The 19,770-nt window shown below is 31.7% G+C and carries 18 protein-coding genes; 16 read left to right on the top strand and 2 right to left on the bottom strand.

What is annotated here, in order from left to right:
• Positions 1 to 6 precede the first annotated feature (6 nt).
• The 9 genes from ABW636_RS06265 (at position 7) to fsa (ending at position 7,270) form a co-directional block, all read left to right on the top strand.
• Positions 7 to 639, top strand: a complete 633-nt coding sequence (locus ABW636_RS06265) for a hypothetical protein (RefSeq protein ID WP_367589102.1) — start codon at positions 7 to 9, stop codon at positions 637 to 639.
• Complete coding sequence (locus ABW636_RS06260; RefSeq protein ID WP_367589101.1) at positions 629 to 859, top strand: hypothetical protein; 231 nt, start codon at positions 629 to 631, stop codon at positions 857 to 859. Before ABW636_RS06265 ends, ABW636_RS06260 begins: the two co-directional genes overlap by 11 nt.
• A complete protein-coding gene (locus ABW636_RS06255) occupies positions 859 to 1,383 on the top strand; it encodes a hypothetical protein (RefSeq protein ID WP_367589100.1) in 525 nt (174 codons plus the stop codon). The genes ABW636_RS06260 and ABW636_RS06255 overlap by 1 nt, the downstream gene beginning before the upstream one ends.
• 16 nt (positions 1,384 to 1,399) lie before the next feature.
• Positions 1,400 to 1,795, top strand: a complete 396-nt coding sequence (locus ABW636_RS06250) for a deaminase domain-containing protein (protein ID WP_367589099.1) — start codon at positions 1,400 to 1,402, stop codon at positions 1,793 to 1,795.
• Entirely contained in the window at positions 1,782 to 2,027 is a 246-nt protein-coding gene (locus ABW636_RS06245) for a hypothetical protein (protein ID WP_367589098.1), read from the top strand. Before ABW636_RS06250 ends, ABW636_RS06245 begins: the two co-directional genes overlap by 14 nt.
• 336 nt (positions 2,028 to 2,363) lie before the next feature.
• Complete coding sequence (locus tag ABW636_RS06240; RefSeq protein ID WP_367589097.1) at positions 2,364 to 2,792, top strand: lipocalin family protein; 429 nt, start codon at positions 2,364 to 2,366, stop codon at positions 2,790 to 2,792.
• A 361-nt stretch (positions 2,793 to 3,153) separates the two neighbouring features.
• The gene (locus tag ABW636_RS06235) at positions 3,154 to 5,520 is read left to right on the top strand and encodes a porin family protein (RefSeq protein WP_367589096.1); all 2,367 of its coding nucleotides are present in this window, start codon (positions 3,154 to 3,156) and stop codon (positions 5,518 to 5,520) included.
• A 104-nt stretch (positions 5,521 to 5,624) separates the two neighbouring features.
• Entirely contained in the window at positions 5,625 to 6,446 is an 822-nt protein-coding gene (locus tag ABW636_RS06230; RefSeq protein ID WP_367589095.1) for an SDR family oxidoreductase, read from the top strand.
• 170 nt (positions 6,447 to 6,616) lie between these two features.
• A complete protein-coding gene (gene fsa / locus ABW636_RS06225; protein ID WP_367589094.1) occupies positions 6,617 to 7,270 on the top strand; it encodes a fructose-6-phosphate aldolase in 654 nt (217 codons plus the stop codon).
• A gap of 83 nt (positions 7,271 to 7,353) precedes the next feature.
• Here fsa and ABW636_RS06220 read toward each other — a convergent pair whose 3' ends face one another.
• Positions 7,354 to 8,799, bottom strand: a complete 1,446-nt coding sequence (locus ABW636_RS06220) for a peroxiredoxin family protein (protein WP_367589093.1) — start codon at positions 8,797 to 8,799, stop codon at positions 7,354 to 7,356.
• Between the two features lie 354 nt (positions 8,800 to 9,153).
• On the opposite strand from ABW636_RS06220, the gene ABW636_RS06215 reads away from it, so the two are divergent.
• From ABW636_RS06215 to ABW636_RS06205, 3 genes are all read left to right on the top strand, one after another.
• Positions 9,154 to 10,779 carry an ABC-F family ATP-binding cassette domain-containing protein gene (locus ABW636_RS06215; protein ID WP_367589092.1) on the top strand — a complete coding sequence of 542 codons (1,626 nt, stop codon included), beginning with the start codon at positions 9,154 to 9,156 and terminating at the stop codon, positions 10,777 to 10,779.
• Positions 10,780 to 11,132: 353 nt separating this feature from the next.
• Complete coding sequence (locus ABW636_RS06210; RefSeq protein ID WP_367589091.1) at positions 11,133 to 11,567, top strand: hypothetical protein; 435 nt, start codon at positions 11,133 to 11,135, stop codon at positions 11,565 to 11,567.
• A 6-nt stretch (positions 11,568 to 11,573) separates the two neighbouring features.
• Positions 11,574 to 15,146 (top strand): T9SS type A sorting domain-containing protein, encoded by a 3,573-nt coding sequence (locus ABW636_RS06205; RefSeq protein WP_367589090.1) that lies wholly within the window; start codon positions 11,574 to 11,576, stop codon positions 15,144 to 15,146.
• Positions 15,147 to 15,235: 89 nt separating this feature from the next.
• On the opposite strand, the gene ABW636_RS06200 is transcribed toward ABW636_RS06205, so the two are convergent.
• Positions 15,236 to 15,817: a hypothetical protein gene (locus ABW636_RS06200; protein WP_367589089.1), complete on the bottom strand. Its 582-nt coding sequence runs from the start codon at positions 15,815 to 15,817 to the stop codon at positions 15,236 to 15,238.
• Positions 15,818 to 16,419: 602 nt separating this feature from the next.
• On the opposite strand from ABW636_RS06200, the gene ABW636_RS06195 reads away from it, so the two are divergent.
• The 4 genes from ABW636_RS06195 to ABW636_RS06180 all read left to right on the top strand — a co-directional run bounded on the left by ABW636_RS06195 (position 16,420) and on the right by ABW636_RS06180 (position 19,762).
• Entirely contained in the window at positions 16,420 to 16,716 is a 297-nt protein-coding gene (locus ABW636_RS06195; RefSeq protein ID WP_367589155.1) for a sigma factor, read from the top strand.
• Between the two features lie 140 nt (positions 16,717 to 16,856).
• Positions 16,857 to 16,907 carry a hypothetical protein gene (locus ABW636_RS06190; RefSeq protein ID WP_445012680.1) on the top strand — a complete coding sequence of 17 codons (51 nt, stop codon included), beginning with the start codon at positions 16,857 to 16,859 and terminating at the stop codon, positions 16,905 to 16,907.
• A 286-nt stretch (positions 16,908 to 17,193) separates the two neighbouring features.
• Positions 17,194 to 17,364, top strand: coding sequence for a hypothetical protein (locus ABW636_RS06185; RefSeq protein ID WP_367589088.1), 171 nt, complete (start codon positions 17,194 to 17,196; stop codon positions 17,362 to 17,364).
• Between the two features lie 67 nt (positions 17,365 to 17,431).
• Entirely contained in the window at positions 17,432 to 19,762 is a 2,331-nt protein-coding gene (locus tag ABW636_RS06180) for a TonB-dependent receptor (RefSeq protein ID WP_367589087.1), read from the top strand.
• The last annotated feature ends 8 nt before the right edge of the window (positions 19,763 to 19,770 follow it).

Below are 19,770 nucleotides of genomic sequence, written 5' to 3'. Positions count from 1 at the left end.
TTTCTATTGCTGTTATGCAATACACTATGCACATTTTCTCAAGATTGCTGGGATAGGTTTAAGAAAGATACAGATGCTAGTGAAGAATTAACTGCTGCAATTGATGATAACCCAGATTTAATTGATGCGTGGAAGAAACTGGACGACTTAGGTGAAACAACCCTAAAGATAGATGTTGACTGGTTAAAAAGAGTAGATGACTGGGATGGTGCAGGTGTACAATTATCCAAGAATGGTAATAATTTGAAACTTTCTGATGCTTCAGGAAATACCTTGGGGGAATTTAAAAACGATAATTTACTGCCTGAAAAGTATGACTTCTCTGTCAATGCAAGTTCGACACCTGTAGGGGATGTTAGTAACGGGTATCAAGTCTTTAAAGATGGTAGTGGAAATCTTTCAGTTAGACGTGTTCCTGATAAATCGCCTTATAATACCTCTGAACTTACTGAATTAACGCAACATCCAAATGCACATGTTCTTGAAAGACATGGGCATGATGTTACTGATGATGCATTACTAAAAAGAGCTAACACTGGTAAAGCTCCAGATGGATCGACATTGGGTAACCCCAATAACCCTATAAAACCTTTTAGTTCAAAATTTGAAAAGCTCCGAAAAGTTAAAGTTGGCTCTTAAGAAAATAGGACCTGATACTCCAGCTTTTGCAAATAAAATACAAGACCCTAATTTTCCTGATAGGTATAAAGTAATATATGAATCAACTGATGGAGTTATTTTTGGTAAAGGAGTGCCAAGAAATGGCTCAACTTTTCAACAATTAACTAAAATAGAAGCCAGATATCAAGAAGTAAGTTCAGGTAATTTTCAACTAGTAACAATGTTTCCTACAAGATAATGAACAATAGATTTAGCTTAAAAGCAGTACTATCTTCATTTAGTGAAGATTCTGGATTAGATAATACACAAGTTTTTGGAATGCTTAAAATAAGTATAGAAAAAGGTACAATTAGTCTAGATGAATTGAAAAAAGAATTAGATAACAGCATTGTAAATGAGTGTGATTGGGTTAAGTTAGCAAGTGAAACAAACTTACTAGAAGACCCAACATTATACAGTAACCAAGAATTAATCAACTATGTTAAAATGTGGTTATGGGATTATCTCTATCCTGAAAAGGCATTGACCGAGAATCAAATAGAAGAATTAGAACAAGATGTTGTTGCAATATTAAAAGGGTGTTCAGAAAATAGGGATTGGATGTTTTCCTATGATTTATATGATGTATTAAAAGAAGATAAAAAGTATAAAGATTTAGAATATTATAATCTTTGGAAACTAGATTTTTATGACTCAAATATTGAGAGAAAACCTATTGAAGAAGAGTATCAAGAGATAGGTTATTTAAGGTATAAAAAATAAAGAGCATTAGCTTATAATGAAGTTTCTAAAGTATATATTATTATCAATTTTTCTTGTTATAGAATTGTTTTCAAGAACCTTGAAAGCAAATGTGATTGAGAAGTCTACTTTTCATTATTTTACTAATAGGGAGTTCGCTAACACTGATATTGAGCCTCAAATTTTTGATGCTATTCCTGTTACAGGAAGCAATGGTACAACATGGCTTAGAAATACTGATTCAGAATTTAAAATGCTTAATAAATTGGCTGATGATCTAGGTGGTGTAAAAGGACAAGTAAATGATAAAATAACGGGAACACTAAAAATTGTTTCAGAAAATCCATATTGTGCTTCATGTCAAGGTATTATTCAACAGTTTAGTGACATGTTCCCAAATATTGAAATAAAATTAATAGATGGAGTTAGATAAGCCTTTAGAGTTTGAAATTATTACAGGAGATGATATACTCATCAAAAAAAGTGTCGAGAACTACAATAAGACATATAAAACAGATTTTGAAATTGTAAAATTTATTTACGATGAAGTAGTATTTGCAAGAATTAAAGTAACTAAATATAAAATATCAGACATTTTTGCTCTTGGTTATCAGTTTGGTTCTACTGCACAACATTTTAGACAACAAGGTGAATTAGAATGGTAGTTTTATGATTCCTCACCCCAAATCTTAGCGACCCCTTCTGATAAGTTGGTGTTGTTGTAGGTTACTTCTGCGATATATCGCGCGTATTGGTCACGGTTTTGTTTTTTTGTGGTAATGGTTACGATAATACTAAATCCGGCTCCGCAAAGTCTCCTGACTTAGCGGAAAGTCTTGTATAGCTAGGCATGTATATCAAAACAAGAGTAGTTTTTATAAAGTCTATAATAAGTTAGCATAGCATATAGGAAATGATTAAATCAAAAAGTTGATCAATTTTTTGTATTTTCGTCGTTTTTAAAAATCAAATTTACACTAACTTAAAGAACAGTAAACACTATGAAAAATGTATGCTTATGCCTAATTGCAGTTGTTACCATATTATTTGCATCATGTAATAAGGATGATGATGGGGGAGGAGATCAGATATTAGGAACCTGGAAACTAATAACAACTTCTGAGAAGATAGATAACAGTACCAAGGTAGTAGCTGTTTCTGATTGTGAGAAAAAATCTACAGTCGATTATAAAGAAGATGGTACATATAAAAGCTTATATTATGATACAAATGCAGAAGACGAATGTGTTCTTGCAGATGATACCACAGGAACCTGGAAAAACCTTGGGGATGGTAAATATGAGTTTAAATTTGCTGATATCACAAATACAGTAACTATCGAGTTTACAGGAACTGCATTTGCCATTGTAGAGACTCGTGAAGAAGATGGGAAAACGATCATCTCTAAAACAACATATTCTAAAAATTAAGGTTAGTTTTTAGGCTTTTCTTTTCTAAAAAGAATACTTGTAGTTTATAAAACCTCTAAAAGAGCAGTACGCTTTCTAGAGGTTTTTTGATATTAAAATTTAACTAAATAGTAATAATTAGTCGTAAAACGTATTAAATCTATATTACTTGTCTTGCTGGAGTAATTTGATATAGTATCAGTAAAATAGACAGTAATAAACTACAGTAACCGCAAAATTATAGTTATCTAGAATACGTTGTTTTTCTTTGGTAATTATCTTAAAATTTTGTTATTTCGCCAATTCAATTTCTTTATTATGAAGGAGTTGAGGGATACGCACCAAATCATTTTTTGAAGGGAATCTATTTAACGTAAAGCATTTGAGAAAACTACTACTAGTATTCTTAGTATTACCGCTATGGTCTATCGGTCAAACGTTGGACTATGAGACCATTACAAAAAGTAAGCCTATAAAGGTTAGCGGTCAGGTATCTGCTAGTGGAGTCTATTTTGATTCTAATCAAAACAAGAATAGAGAACCATTTACCTATTTTTTGCAAGGTGCTTTAAATGTTAATATTTATAGTTTTTCTGTTCCTATATCCTATAGTTTTTCTAATCAAGGAGAAGACTTAGGTTATCAATTACCTTTTGATTTTAATCGTATAAGTTTGCATCCAAAATATAAATGGATCACTGGGCATATCGGGAATGTAACTATGACTTTTTCTCCATATACTTTAAGTGGGCATCAATTTACTGGTGGTGGAGTTGATTTGACGCCTCCGGGAGCGATCAAGGTGAGTGCTATGGCGGGGCGATTACTTAAAGCTACAGAAGATGATGAAGATCCCAGAACAGTACCTGCATATAACCGTATGGGGTATGGGCTAAAAACCAGTTATGAAAAAGAGCGATATAAAATTGGTATTATAGGGTTTTATGCAAAGGATAATCAAAATTCGATAGATACAATTCCTGAAGCTAAAAATGTATTACCACAAGAAAATTTAGTGCTTAGTCTAGAAGGAGAAGTTAAATTAGGGAAAAGTTTTAGTTTTGCTGCAGAGTATGCGACTACTGCAATAACAAAAGATACTAGAGCAGAAGAATCTGATAATTCTGACCTTTCACCAATCGCTACCATTTTTAATAATCGAATTTCTACAGAATATTATAAAGCAATAAAAGGTCGCTTGGGATATGCAATAGGAAGAATAAATCTGGGAGTAGGGTATGAGCGAATTGATCCCGGTTACGAAACTTTGGGAGCGTATTTTTTTAATAACGATTTTGAGAATATTACGTTAGACGCTTCAAATACCTTTTTTAATGACAAATTATCTTTGGCACTAAATATAGGGTATCAAAGAGATGATTTGGATAACCTAAAAGCCAATAATACAAATCGAACGGTAGGAGCTTTAAATGCTACTTTGGCAGTAAACGAACGACTTAATATAGTCGGTTCTTATTCTAATTTTTCAACATTTACCAATGTCAAGCCCAATCAATTTGATGATATTAACGACGCAAATCTATTAGATGAACAGATTGAAGAATTAGATTTTAGACAGTTATCACAAACCGCAACATTAGCTGTTAATTATATATTGTCTAATGCAAAATCTTCTAATCAGAATCTTAGCCTTAATTATTCTTTAAATGATGTGACCAATGAAGAAGGGGGTATAGTACGGTTAGGAGATGCTTCTACATTTCATAATATAAACCTTGGGCATACTCTTAGTTTTTCTGAGACTAGTTTAACTATTACAACGGCACTTAATGGCACCTATAATACAATTGGTAGAGAAGAAGCAACTACTTGGGGACCTACTTTAAGTATAGGAAAAAGATTTTTAAAAAAAACGTTAAATACTAGATTATCGGCAGGTTATAATAGTTCTAATAGTGCTGTATCTACAACGAATGTGAGTAATTTTAGAGGAACGGTCACTTATACCTTGAAAGAACGACATAACTTTAATCTAAATGCGATACAGTTATTTAGAAATGGAGGAAATAATGATGGCTTAAGTGAATTTACAGCAACATTTGGATATAACTATGCTTTTGGTCTCAAGAAACCCAAACTTAAAATCAAAAAGAAACCAAAAATTGATAATGATTCGATTAAGATTCAATATCGAAAATATCGTTTTGAAGGTTTACCAAAGGATATTACACCTCAATTGTTAGAATTACCAGAAAAAGAAGGGTTTGCCCATATTATTAAGGATAAAAAAGGCAAATTAGGAGAATTAGAAGAACAACTTAAAGAAACTGAAGAAAAGGATAAAAAAGTATATAAAGAAATCGCTATTGCCTATCTTAAAGAAATGGATAGTTACCTGGATTTTGCTGAATTTTATAATCAAAAAATCTATGAGGCGTATTTAAAATTAGTGCAAGAGGCTAATGATATTGATAGGCAAATTAGAGATGAGTTTACAGTATTGAGTGCAAGAATTAATAGTGCCGAAGAAAAAGATCCAGAGGATCTTGAACGACAAAAAGTACTAGAAAAGAGATATGAAGCGCACACCATACTTCTTAAATCATTACTAAAATGGAATCTTAAACCAGATGATATAGAAAACGCAAAGGGAGATATAAAAACACTTAAAAAGCTTAATGCAGCAAAGGTATTCTCTATGTACCAAAATGATAAACCAGAAGAAAAGATAATTAAGTTTATAGAAGTAAGACTAGCAGATATGTTTCATAAACTGTTGAAAGAATAAGATGTTGTGTGTTTATTGCAATATTGATAACTGCACTTTTTTTATACAAAAAATCTATACTTTATCTATTACTTTCATGATGCCATAATTGTATATTTGCCACCATGAGCACAAATCAAAATAATAAAGTAGTATTAATAACAGGGGGATCTTCTGGAATAGGAAAATCGATTGGCATCTACTTGGCGCAAAGAGGCTATGTTGTATATGGTACCAGTAGAAATCCGTCCAGATTTACCGATTTTAATGAGTTTGCATTATTACAGTTGGATGTTAGTGATACACAAAGTATTTCGACTGCTGTAGAAACGATTTTGCAAGAGCATGGTCGATTAGATGTATTGGTAAATAATGCTGGAGCCGGTATAACGGGACCAATAGAGGAGATTCCTGAGAAAGAAATTATTAAAAATTTTACCACTAACTATTTCGGTCCTGTTAATGTAACCAAAGCGGTATTGCCTGCAATGCGCAAGCAAGGTAGTGGATTAATTATAAATATAACTTCTATAGCTGCTTATATGGGATTACCCTACAGAGGAGTTTATAGTGCATCCAAGGCGGCGCTCGAAATGACCACAGAGGCTTGGAGAATGGAACTAAAAAGTTTCAATATCCATATGACCAATGTAGCCCCTGGGGATTTTGCAACCAATATTGCTGCTGGTCGTTATCATGCCCCCGTTATCGAAGATTCACCTTATAAGAAACCGTATGGAGATACTCTAAATTTAATGGATAGTCATGTAGATTCTGGTAGTGATCCTTTGGATATGGCAAAAGCAGTTTATGAAATTATAAATAGCAAACATCCAAAAGTACATTATAAAGTAGGAGCTTTTATGCAAAAGTTTTCGATAGTCTTGAAACGAATTTTACCGGATAAAGCATATGAAAGATTATTAATGAATCATTATAAGTTATAACCGCTTTCATAGACGAAAATTAAAAATAAAACTTAAAGAGTTACTTTTGTAAATTATAAAATTTAAGGTTAAAAAGCGAATATAATATAAGACAAGGATGATTATTTTTTATATTCGCGTGCTAAACGAAAAGTACAAAATTTAAACACAACAATTTTAAACGTAGAAATATGAAATTTTTTATTGATACTGCAAATCTTGATCAGATCAAAGAAGCGCAAGATTTAGGAGTTCTGGATGGAGTAACCACAAATCCATCTTTGATGGCTAAAGAAGGTATCACGGGAAAAGAAAATATAATCAATCACTATAAAAAAATATGTGAAATTGTTACAGGAGATGTAAGTGCAGAAGTAATTTCTACAGATTTTGAAGGTATTATCAAGGAAGGTGAAGAGTTGGCAAAATTACACGAGCAAATTATTGTAAAAGTACCAATGATTAAGGATGGTATTAAGGCAATAAAATATTTTAGTGATAAAGGAATTAAAACCAATTGTACCTTGGTGTTTTCTGCAGGTCAGGCTTTGTTAGCAGCCAAAGCAGGAGCTACCTATGTTTCTCCTTTTATCGGAAGACTTGATGATATTTCTACCGATGGTCTTAATCTTATTGCAGAAATTAGAATGATTTATGATAACTATGGATTTAATACAGAAATCCTTGCAGCTTCTGTAAGACATACAATGCATGTAATAGATTGTGCTAAAATTGGAGCAGATGTAATGACAGGGCCTCTTTCTTCTATTGAAGGGTTATTAAAACACCCACTTACTGATATAGGTTTGGCAAAGTTTCTTGAAGATTATAAAAAAGGAAACTAAAAAACTAAAAGTTATTTTTTAAATATATAAATTTCCCTCTAGTGAATCCTAGGGGGATTTTTTTGGTAAATATATTATTGATCTTAGTTTTCAAGACTAGCCAATTGGCTGTATTGCATCAATTGTCTTTCAAAAATACTAGCAAATAAATCTGCATTGGGATTTATAATCTTACCTTGGTTATCAACCAAAATAACTTTGTTTCTGTAATGAATAACCAATTCTTCAGAAGAGCATTTTGGATATTTGAAACCATACTCATAGTTAGTTTTATAGTGATGCCTCTGTATTGTTTTTAACCAATTTTTGGTTTGGTCACCATCTGTATTTACGGCTATAAAATCTATATCAGGATATAAAGTGTTAAGATAAGCCGCTTTCTTATGTGCTCTCACATAATGATCTTTACTTTCCATAGACCAGAAATAGAGTGCAGTAATAGGTTTATTAAAAAGAGAGGATAATTTTACAATTTCACCTTTTGATGTGATCAAATCTTGATCGGGAATTAATTTGTTTGGGCGTAGGTTTGAAATAGACTTAGATAATTTTTTTAACTCTCGTTGTGACTTTTTATTAGAACTTACCGCTAAATATTGATTTAATACTAGATTAGACTCTTTATTGTTTTTACTATCGAGTAGAAAACGAATTGTAGTTCCTCTTAAAAGACTGTTTTTGATAAAAGAATGATCAATAAGGCTATCAATCATTTTTAGTCTATAGATTGTATTTCCAAAAGGATCATGATATTGAGGTAGTTTTTTGCCATAGTTGGCAATAGTTGCATTTGCAAAATAATAATTTAAAAATCTATGATACGAATATAGTCTCTCCAGATCATTGTCATTAAAGTTTATTCTATTACGGTAACTAAAAAAGGATGGAGGTAATTTTTCAATAAGATCCATTCCTCCTAATTTGTACCTACTATTATAAAATATCTCATGTCTGCCATAATAATCTAAAACTATAGTAGAATGGGTGATTTTTTTTGCAAGATCGCTCAATTCATTTTTTTGAACCAACTTATCAAAAGCAACCAATTTATTATTTAATAAAGAATCTTGGTTCTTTTTAAAATAAGAAGAAGGTGACATAAAATTAGCTCTTGTTAATTTTTTACGCTCAATCTCATTTTGCAAATACATATCAATAAGAAAGTTATTTTTTCTTGAACCTTGTCCTGTAAACACCAGAGATTCATCAAATTCTATAGTATTTAAGCGTATTAGTATGCTATCTCCCTTTTCTAGTAAAACAACTTGATTCTCTGGATTATGCTTAAAAGTATAAACACCTTCTTCCAAATTTTCTATTTTGTACAAAAACCTGTTATTTTTGTCTAGTCTTATCGTATCGTTATAGTTGTTACCTTTAAACATAACGATATAATTGGTATTTGGATTTACTATTTCCCCACCAAAATAGGCATAGTTTTTTTCTTCTTCTATAGAGGTATTACAGCCACATAAAAAACAGGAAATCAAAATTATATCTATAAGATAAACGTTTACAATTCGTTGCATGGTGTTTTGGGGTATAAATTTGCTGTAAGTTCAAAAATAAAAGGAAACTCTTTTTGAGTTTGTTAATTATAAGTTAATTCTGCTTAAAAAGGTTGTATATCAATACAATTATTGGTTTTTATTATTATAATATCATGTGAATTTTTATATAAGTACATGTTTTGTAATAATAAATAGAGATGTAAATATGCTTTTTATGAGTAGAATAAAGCATATTTTTTTGATGAATTAGTTTGTTTATCAAATAACAAGAGGATTCTGTTTAATACGATTAAATTAGTCATAGATTCTTTTCAAGTTCTAAAAGCATTTTTCTACTTTTGCGGCAAAATTAACTTTACAATTTTTTACATTATGTTGTCAGTCTCAAATCTTTCGGTTCAATTTGGTAAACGCGTACTTTTTGATGAAGTAAATACAGCTTTTACACAAGGTAATTGCTATGGTATTATCGGAGCAAATGGGGCTGGAAAATCTACATTTTTAAAAATTCTTTCAAAATCTATAGAACCTACATCCGGACATGTACATTTAGAACCGGGAAAACGAATGTCTGTTTTAGAACAGAATCATTATGCATATGATGAGTTTTCGGTTTTAGAAACTGTTATAATGGGTAATAAACCACTCTATAAGATAAAAAAAGAGATAGACGCTTTATATGCAGATTATACAGATGAAAATGCAGAAAAGATAGGAGAGCTTCAAGTAAAATTTGAAGAAATGAATGGTTGGAATGCAGATAGTGATGCTGCGGCTATGCTATCTAATCTGGGTATTAAAGAAGATTTACATTATACTCTGATGTCTGATCTTGATACCAAGCAAAGAGTTAGGGTTTTGCTAGCACAATGTTTATTTGGGCGCCCAGATGTTTTAGTAATGGATGAGCCTACCAATGATCTGGATTATGAAACTATTTCTTGGTTAGAAAACTTTTTGGCAAACTTTGATAATACAGTAATTGTAGTATCTCACGATAGACACTTTTTAGATGCTGTATGCACACATATTTCAGATATCGATTTTGGTAAAATAAATAACTATAGCGGTAATTATACGTTTTGGTATGAATCTTCTCAGTTAGCAGCTAGACAAAGAGCTCAACAAAATAAGAAAGCAGAAGAAAAGAAAAAAGAACTACAGGAATTTATAGCGAGATTTAGTGCCAATGTAGCAAAGTCAAAACAAGCTACCTCTCGAAAGAAAATGATCGATAAGCTAAATATTGAAGATATAAAACCTTCTAGTCGTCGTTATCCTGCAATTATTTTTGAACGTGATAGAGAAGCTGGTGATCAAATATTAAATATAGAAGGGTTAACGGCTAGTCAGGATGGTGATGTGCTTTTTAAAGGAGTAGATGTTAATCTTGCTAAAGGAGATAAAGTAGTTGTATTTTCTAAAGACTCTAGAGCTACGACCGCTTTTTATGAAATTCTAAATGGTAAGAAAAAGGCTGATCATGGAGATTTTGCATGGGGAATTACTACTACTCAATCATATTTGCCAGCAGATAATAGCGAATACTTCGAAAATGATCTTACATTGGTAGATTGGTTGCGTCAATGGGCAACAACAGAAGAAGAAAGAGAAGAAGTATTTATTCGTGGTTTTTTAGGTAAAATGATTTTTAGTGGAGAAGAAGCTTTAAAAAAATCAAATGTACTATCGGGAGGAGAGAAAGTAAGATGTATGCTGTCAAAAATGATGATGACAAGAGCAAATGTAGTTATGCTAGACGAACCTACAAATCACCTTGACTTAGAATCGATTACAGCTTTTAATAATTCTCTTAAAAAGTTTAAAGGAACAGTTTTATTTACTACTCATGATCACGAATTTGCGCAAACAGTAGGAAATAGAGTTATAGAGTTAACCCCAAATGGAGTTATTGATCGTTATGCTACTTTTGATGAGTATATGAGAGATTCAAAAATAAAAGAATTAAGAAATAAAATGTATACAGTAACTGTATAGTATAGAGTTTAATTTGTTTTATGAAGCAAATTTTGAATAAGAATAATGATAAAAAAAGCCGTTAAGTTCATTTAACGGCTTTTTTATGCTTTCTTCTATTTTATTACCAAATGTATTAGGTTTTAATTAACATCATAATCTACATTTTCTTCAAAAAAAAAGTTAAATTAGGACTATATCTGATTCACTAATGTTTCTTAATATTTTAAGTGTAATTAGCCTTTGAAAAATAATATATAGGTAATTCACAAACCTGATTGTTTTCTTTTAATAAAGGCATCATTATTAGTATAGTTTTAAAAGCTATATGTTATTTGCCCCCCGCTCTCGTTGATTCTTAAAACCAAGGAGTAATGATTCATAAAAAAAGATTAACCGGCTTTTTACTTGCCTTTACCATGTTTTCTTTTAGTCAATGTAAAACGATTAAAAAGAATGATGCTAACTCAGAGATCATGAAACCTATTACCCCCATATTTGATTCCTATAAAAAAGAAATTTCTATGATGAATAGTGATAAAACCTTGGAGTTGATTGTAAGCAGGACTATAAAACAAGGGGACCCAGCCACTCATTTTTTTTATAAAGTACGTAATACCACTACCAAAGAAATTATTAAAGATGGACATTATAGAGGTAGTAAAATAGAATGGAACGATGTTACCTCACTAAAATTAACTCCCTATATAGGTACATTATATGTCCCAGATCCTAAAAAAAATGACAATTCTTCACTTACTAAAGATAAAACTCAAACGCAAATAACAATTATTAACCTAAATAATTAATGTATTATGATAACACACAAATCTTACTTTAGAAAATTATCTATTTTACTTCTACTACTGATAATTTACTCATCGTGTAACACAAATTCGGTTTCAACTCCAACAGATAGCTCCATTATAAATCCAGAAGTTGAGACAACAAAAAAATACAGGAAAAACCCCAACCAGAAAAGAAAAGGAATCGAAGAGATGGCTGCGTATAGGAAGAATATTTTGAAACCTATAGATGCAAATAATCCAACTTATAAAAGAGGCTTTTTGATGGTAGAACATGAAAAAGCGTTAAAAAGAAGTTCCAATTCTAAACAAAAAGGAGCTAGTATTATTAGATGGAAAGAACGAGGACCTGTTAATGTACCAGGAAGAGTACGTGGTATTACTGTAGCTCCTGATAATCCTGATAAATGGTATGCCGGTTCTGTAGGAGGAGGGTTATGGAGAACCATTGATGCTGGTAAAACTTGGGAAAATCTAACAGATTATAAAGTGCCAAACCTTGCAACATCTACTATTGCAATAAGTCAGACGAATTCTAGGAAACTGTATATAGGTACAGGAGAACCTTTTCGTAATCTGGACGCCATAGGTGGTATTGGACTTTTAAAAACTACGAATGAAGGACGTAGCTGGGATTATCTTAGTAACACAAAGAATTTTGGTGGAATAGGAAGGCTGGCACTAAACCCTGAAGATGATAATAATTTAATTGTAGCAAGTAGTACCGGTATTTATGTTACCAATGATGGCGGAGAAACCTGGCAACATACGTATGATAAAGGTAATGTACAAGATATAAATCATGATCCTACTAATTTTAATGTTTTATATGCCGGAGTGTCCGAAATAGGAGTAGTTAAAAGTATTGACGGAGGAGTAACTTGGGACTTGGTACTAGATAAAAATGATTATAACGCTAATAATTATCGTTTTGAATTAGATGTATCACCTGTAAATCCCAATAAGGTACTTATTTCTGCTTTTTCTTTTAGTGGGGCAACCACTGCTGTCAATACAGATTTTTATGTTTCTGGTGATGCAGGAGCATCCTTTACCCTTTTAGAATTTGAAGGAACTCCGGCTCAGGGAAATTTAATTACAGGGCAAGGTTGGTATGATAATGTAATTATGGCACATCCTTTTAACGAAAATGTATTTTATACAGGAGGAGTAATTGTAAATCGAGTCGAAATAAAAAAAGCAGGAAAAAAGATAAAGGGTAAAAAATTATTCTATGAGGCACAACCTATTGCAGCAGGATATAACAATGAATTAAATGATTATGTGCATGTAGATCAACACGGTCTAGCATATATAACTAGGTTTCCAGAAAAGAAATTTAAACTTCTTTTGGCCAACGACGGAGGGATTTATCATACAGATTATCTATTAGATCCAGGAACAACCCTTAATGATTGGTCTACGGCTGCTGTGGGATTAAATTGCACGCAGTTTTATGGAGCAGATAAACGTAATGGGGTTAGCGATTATATAGCAGGAGCGCAAGATAATGGTACCTGGATTTCTTTAACAGGTAATCAAGCCAATGATGAAACACAATATCAATTTATTATAGGTGGTGATGGTTTCGAAGTAATTTGGAATTATGATGACGCCAATAAAATTATTGGAGGATCTCAGTACAATAGATTTTTACGATATGTTAATGGGCAGGGCTTTTTTGCCAGCCATGGAGAATCTGGAGTAGGAGGATCACCATTTTATTCTAAAATAGCAAATGCAAATAATAACCCTAATACACTTTTTAGCCCAGGTGTAAGTGGAATATGGAGATCGGGAAATTTTGCAGAGTCCTGGGAGTTAACACCGATACCTGATAATTATGCAGTTATAAGATCTAATGGAGGAGTATCCAGTTCGTTGGATGTAGAAGTTTCTGTTGCAAATCCTGATGTCGTATGGGCCGGAAATGCGATAAGAGAATCGGGTGAGTTTGTAATGCACGTTTCAGAAGATAACGGAATTTCTTTTAAGCCAACTTCAGTATTTATAGATCCAAGAGATGGTGTTACACATGATAACACTATTTCGGGGATTGGTGTATCGCCAACCAGTAAAGATAGAGCGTATGTCTTGTTTTCTCAGCAAGGAGCCGCCAAAGTTCTTAAAACAGAGGATTTGGGACAAACCTGGGAGGACATTTCTGGCTTCTCTTTAGGAGAGGATAGAGGTTTTCCTGATGTTGCAATTCATAGTTTAGTAGAAATGCCTTTTGATAAAGATAGGATATGGGTAGGTACCGATATAGGAGTATTTCAAACGCTGGATGGAGGTAAGCACTGGGCCTTATTAGCAGGGTTACCGGCGTTCTCTGTATGGCAAATGAAAATAGTGAATGATGAGGTAGTATTAGCAACTCATGGTCGAGGAGTTTGGAGTGCCACTTTAGAAGAATTAGAAGGATATGAACCACCATCATATTATGCACCGCCAACTATTGTAAGCATTGATCAGGAATCGATATCAAATACGAATGCAGTGATTACTTATACTCAGAAAAATGAAGATATTGTTGCAATAAAAATCTTTTTGGATGGAGAAGAGATAGACGAAATAACCGATAATATAGCAGCCGGAGCAGAATTCACTTATTTGTTAGAAGGAGTAGAAGAGGGCAATCATAGTATCGGGTTGCAAGCTATAGGAAACGAAAGCACTTCAATACAGTCAATTCTTAAATTTGATATCGTAGATTATGAAGATCCGTCTTCTTTGGTAACCATACAAACTTTTGAACCGTCAGATGTGTATACGTATAGCGGAGAATTTGTAATAGACAATGTTAACGAAACGGTGAGTCAACCTGTACTAAATAATAGGGACCACCCGTACGAAAACGGAACGCAATACCAAACCGTTTTAAAACATCCGATTATTGTTAGTCAGGAATATAAAGATTTTAAATACGAAGATGTAGCAATAGTAGAATTTAATCCAACTCCTAATCAATTTTATGATGTAGTTGTTATAGATGCATCTACAGATTTAAAAGAATGGAAACAATTAGATATTTATGATGCAGAAAGATTTCCTGAGTGGACCGCAGTATATAACCTAGGGGACGCTGCAGCAATAAATGATAATTTGTTTAAAGAACAATCAATAGATCTACTTAACTTTTTTGAAGAAGGAGATAAAATAGTGATCCGATTTAGGTTAATATCTGATCCTTTTGTTACATCATTTGGTTGGGCAATACGTTCTATAAACTCATCTAGTGCTACAGAAGACATTACAGAAGAAGATGAACAAGAAGAGGTAATTGAAGAAATTGCCGAAGAAGTAGTTGAAGTTGTTAAACCAGAAGAAGTTATAAAAGGGCCAGTATTATACCCAACACTTTCTAATGGCGAGATACATGTATCGTCCCATCAACCAGTAACAAACAGTAAAATAGAAATATTTGGGTTGAATGGACGTATGGTATATCAACAAGGTTTAGGAACCTTAAACAATGCGCAACAAACACTCGTGCTAAACAATCTTAAATCTGGAATGTATCTGGTTAAAATTACAGGAGATAAAGGATTTTATAAAACATCGCGGATAATGATTAAATAACCAATCAAAATCACTTGGTTCTTTTTAGCCCCTAGACCTCAAAATATATTAGTATGCTTTTTAGGTTTAGGGGTATATTTTATGGATTACTAGAATGTAGTATTGGCAATAGATTTTTTATAAGACTTTCGATAAGAATTTTCCCATAGTTGAAATATAAAACTAACAGAATGTTGTAAATGATTGGCATTTCCAGGTGTATTGTTATCAATAGAAAACTTACCCAAAGTTTGTAAATTAAGACTTGTTTTATAACTCGTTTTGAAATTGATACCAATGCCAATATTGAAGCTATTATTAATTCCTCCATTAAAAAAGTTTCCTCCCCAACCACCGATAATATACATTATGTTTTTAGCATGCCTAGGATCTTTCCAATAATTAGAAACATAATTTTTTAGCATAATATCAATTGCGTAATAATTACGGTTTTGGGTATTTAATTCGCTATTTATTTTTTTCTTTTTCAAAAATTCATTTAATGTAAAAGAAGCTTCGATTCCATAGTCATATTTGAATCTTTTTTCCATTGTTATTTTAAGTAAGCGAGAAATATTCCAGTTTTCTTCTATGTTAATTAATTCTTTAAATTGGCTACCAGAATTATCAACGATGTTTATGCCAGTACCAAGAATCCAGGAATCATTTTCTTGAGCACAGATAAATGACATTTTAAAAATTAGTAAAATAAATAGTAAATATCGCTTCAAACCTATTCAGTTTTAAATTCAATTTGATTAAATTTTTAATGAGGCTTTAAGGGTTTATAACTCTTACTAATGCAACTAAATAATTCACATTAATATAGTGTTAAAAAGGTATTTGCCAAATCAACTTTAACGTATTTATTAAATTTTGTGACCTAAGGTTTTTTACTAGAATGATGGAAATGATACTTCTTATCTGTCAAAAATGTAATAAATAAATCTATTTGACAGATGTGGATAGTGTTAATAATAAAAATCAAAACAATAACTTTTATATCAGTTGATTTTTATATAAGTATTGAGAAAGGGGTAGTATAAATATAATGCAAATTTGATTAAGTTTGATATTTTTTGCAGAATAGTATTCAGATCTACTAAATAAGTTTTTGGTCAGAATACAATTGTTCGAGATTTGAATACAATAGGATACCAATTTTTTGTTTCGTCATGTTTATAACAAAGTACCATTAAATACTCTGAGGCATAATGTCTTTGTAATATCTTTAAAATGTTTTCGTTTTTTTAGAAGTAATTCGACTTTTGTAAGATGTAATTTTTAGAGCGACCTGAGAGATAAACTTATCATAGAGCATATCAAAAATAATAATGTTGGGGTTTTTGAAGCTATCTTTAAAGAATACTTTAAACCCTTAGCAGTATTTGCGAATCAGTATGTGTCTGATATGGATTTGGCACAGGATATTACTCAAGAAATATTTATAAAAAAATATGAAAAGAAAAATGACCTTGTAATTCATACTTCATTAAAATCATTTTTGTATGTAGCAGCCAAAAACAAATGCCTGGATTACCTAAGAAGTGCTAAAGTTCGAAAAAAACACAAAGATCATATCATAAAATAAACCAGTGACATTTTTGAGGATGATGAGGACTTAATTGCACAGGTAGAATTACAAGAAAAAATACATAGGCTATTAAAATACTCTCCAAAAAAAGTTAATTTTTTTTATTAAGTAGGTTCGAAGGTAAAACGAATCACGAGATAGCAGACGAACTTAATATAAGCAAGAGAACCGTAGAAGCACATATTTAGACGGTATTAAAAGAAATTAGATCTCTGGATATATCAATTTTGTGGAGTGTAATTCTAATGTTTTTATAAGTTTTAATTTTTTTTTTCTTTTTTAGTTACGTGTAACACCTTTCTCATCCGTCATATAAATAGTAACGGAAAAAATCATACCACTTATTGGTGAAATTAGTTTAAAAATATCACTAGTTATTTTACTATGAGCTTTATAGGTTATCATAAGTAATCTTTGGTATATCCCTCAGATTATGATAAGAGGTATTGATTCACTCCAAAAACACAATTTTATATGAAAGAAAGAAATCAAATTAACTTGGATTATACCTTGATTAGATACTTTTCTAATAAAACAACATTTAAAGAAGAAGCATTTGTCGAACAATGGATTTCAGAAAGTATAGATAATATCTACTACTATCAAAGACTTCAGCGATTATGGATCCAAAGAATAACATTGTGATATTTCGATAGTATCATTTTGTCCTTCACTGATTTTTAAAACAAATAACAATTTAATATTTCTAAAATTGAAAACAAGACAAATATTTTTTGCCTTCTTAAGCGTACTCATTGGATGTAACAATGTGTTTAGCCAAGAAAATAGATTAAATAAATATACAATTAGTGGGTACGTAAAAGAATCCGGAAGTCAAGAATATCTACCTTCCGTGTCAATTTATATTCCAGATAGTGGAGTGGGGGCTTCCACTAATGACTACGGATTCTTTTCACTAACAATTCCTGAAGGGGCCTATGAGCTTTTAATTTCTTATGTTGGGTATAAAACGATTCGTAAAAAAACCGAACTTAGGAGTGATTTGGTTTTAAACATTGAATTGGATCTGGAAACCGAAAGTCTTGATGAAGTAATTATAGAGGTAGATAGAGGAGTAAATGAGAGTCAGGTGACTCAAATGAGTGTTGTAACAATTAAACCTTCAGAGATTGAAGATATTCCAGCTATTTTAGGAGAAAAAGATGTTATAAAAGCATTACAATTAATGCCTGGTATACAACGTGGTAATGAAGGAAGTGCCGGTTTTTTTGTAAGAGGAGGGACCCCAGATCAAAACCTGATTATTTTGGATGAAGCACCCGTATATAATTCGAACCATCTTTTTGGGATTTTTTCTGTTTTTAATGGAGATGCGATAAAATCTATAGAAACTTTTAAAGGAGGGTTTCCTGCAAGATTTGGCGGTAGATTATCCTCCGTATTAAAAATAGATACAAAAAACGGAAACAAAGAACGATTAACGGGTAAGGTAAATGTGGGATTAATCTCTTCTTCATTGTTATTAGAAGGGCCTATTAGTAAAGGAAAAACCTCTTTTATATTTGGTGGACGAAGAACGTATGCAGATTTGTTAACCAAGCCATTTCAAAAATCAGACCTTAAAGCGGGGTATTATTTTATGGATCTTAACTTTAAAATACATCATGTTATTAACGAAAAGAATAAACTGTATTGGAGTAATTATTTTGGCCAGGATAAATTTAGTTTAGTTGAAAAAGAAACCAATGATACCTTTAATACAAAGTTGTTTTGGGGTAATATTACATCTACTTTAAGATGGAACCACCAGTTTAGTGATAAGTTTTTTTCAAACACTTCTTTGATTTTTAGTAACTACAATTTTGGAATTAAGTTGGATGAAAAATTTAATGATGAGTTATTTAATTTAAAGACGAATTCTAAGATCAATGATTATGGTATTAAGACAGATTTTGATTACTATCCAAGTCCTAAGCATTCTATACGATTAGGGATAGCATCAACTTATCATAATTTTGTACCAAAACAATCCAAAGTAAGTGAGACAGGAGCAGCAGATACCAGTATTACTCAGAAAATAGAATCTTTTGAGAGTGCTGTATATGTAGAAGATGATTGGAAAATTACAAATACATTAAGGGTATCTCCTGGGCTTAGATTAACACACTTTCAATTTAAATCAACAAATTACCTCAATTGGGAACCAAGAACAGCAATTTCATGGAATGTAAAGCCAGACTTAGCATTAAAAGCTTCTTATGCCAAAATGAATCAATACATTCATCTGCTTTCTAATTCAGGAATTGGATTGCCTACAGATCTGTGGGTATCTTCTACAGATCAATTAAAACCACAGGTTTCTGAGCAATATGCATTGGGTGTGGCCAAAGATTTTATGGAGGATGGATATGCTATCACTTTAGAAGGGTATTATAAAAAAATGGATGATGTCATTACTTATAAAGAAGGAGCTTCTTTCTTATTGTTAGAAGATTTGGGAACAGGAAAAGAAATTAATTGGGAAGAAAATATTACGACGGGTCAAGGATGGGCCTGTGGAGCAGAGTTATTGTTACGAAAAAAAACAGGAAAGTTAACTGGCTGGTTGGGATACACATTATCTTGGTCAGAAAGACAATTTGATGAATTGAATCAGGGTAATAAATTCTTTTCAAAATATGATAGACGACATGATGTCTCTTTGGTAGGAATATATAAGCCTAATGATCGTGTTACTTTTTCAGGAACATGGATATATTCAACAGGTAATAATTTTAATCTTCCTGATACCGAATCAATCTCTAGTACAAATAATTTTCCTATAACTTTTCCAGATTTAACAGGAGGAACTCCCTTTACAACAGAGCGAAATAATTTTAGAGGAGAGAGTTATCATCGTTTGGATTTAGGAGTACAATTTCATAAACAATTTTCGCAGAGAAGAGAACGTACCTGGGGATTTTCGGTATATAATATTTATGGAAGAAAGAATCCTTTTTATTATTACTTTGATAAGGCCAAGCTTACAAAAGTATCTATTCTACAATTTATTCCATCAATTAATTATAACTATAAGTTTTAAAATAGTAA

Source organism: Aquimarina discodermiae, assembly GCF_040786235.1.
In the GTDB taxonomy this organism is placed as follows: domain Bacteria; phylum Bacteroidota; class Bacteroidia; order Flavobacteriales; family Flavobacteriaceae; genus Aquimarina.
This window is presented reverse-complemented; position numbering and strand designations above follow the sequence as displayed.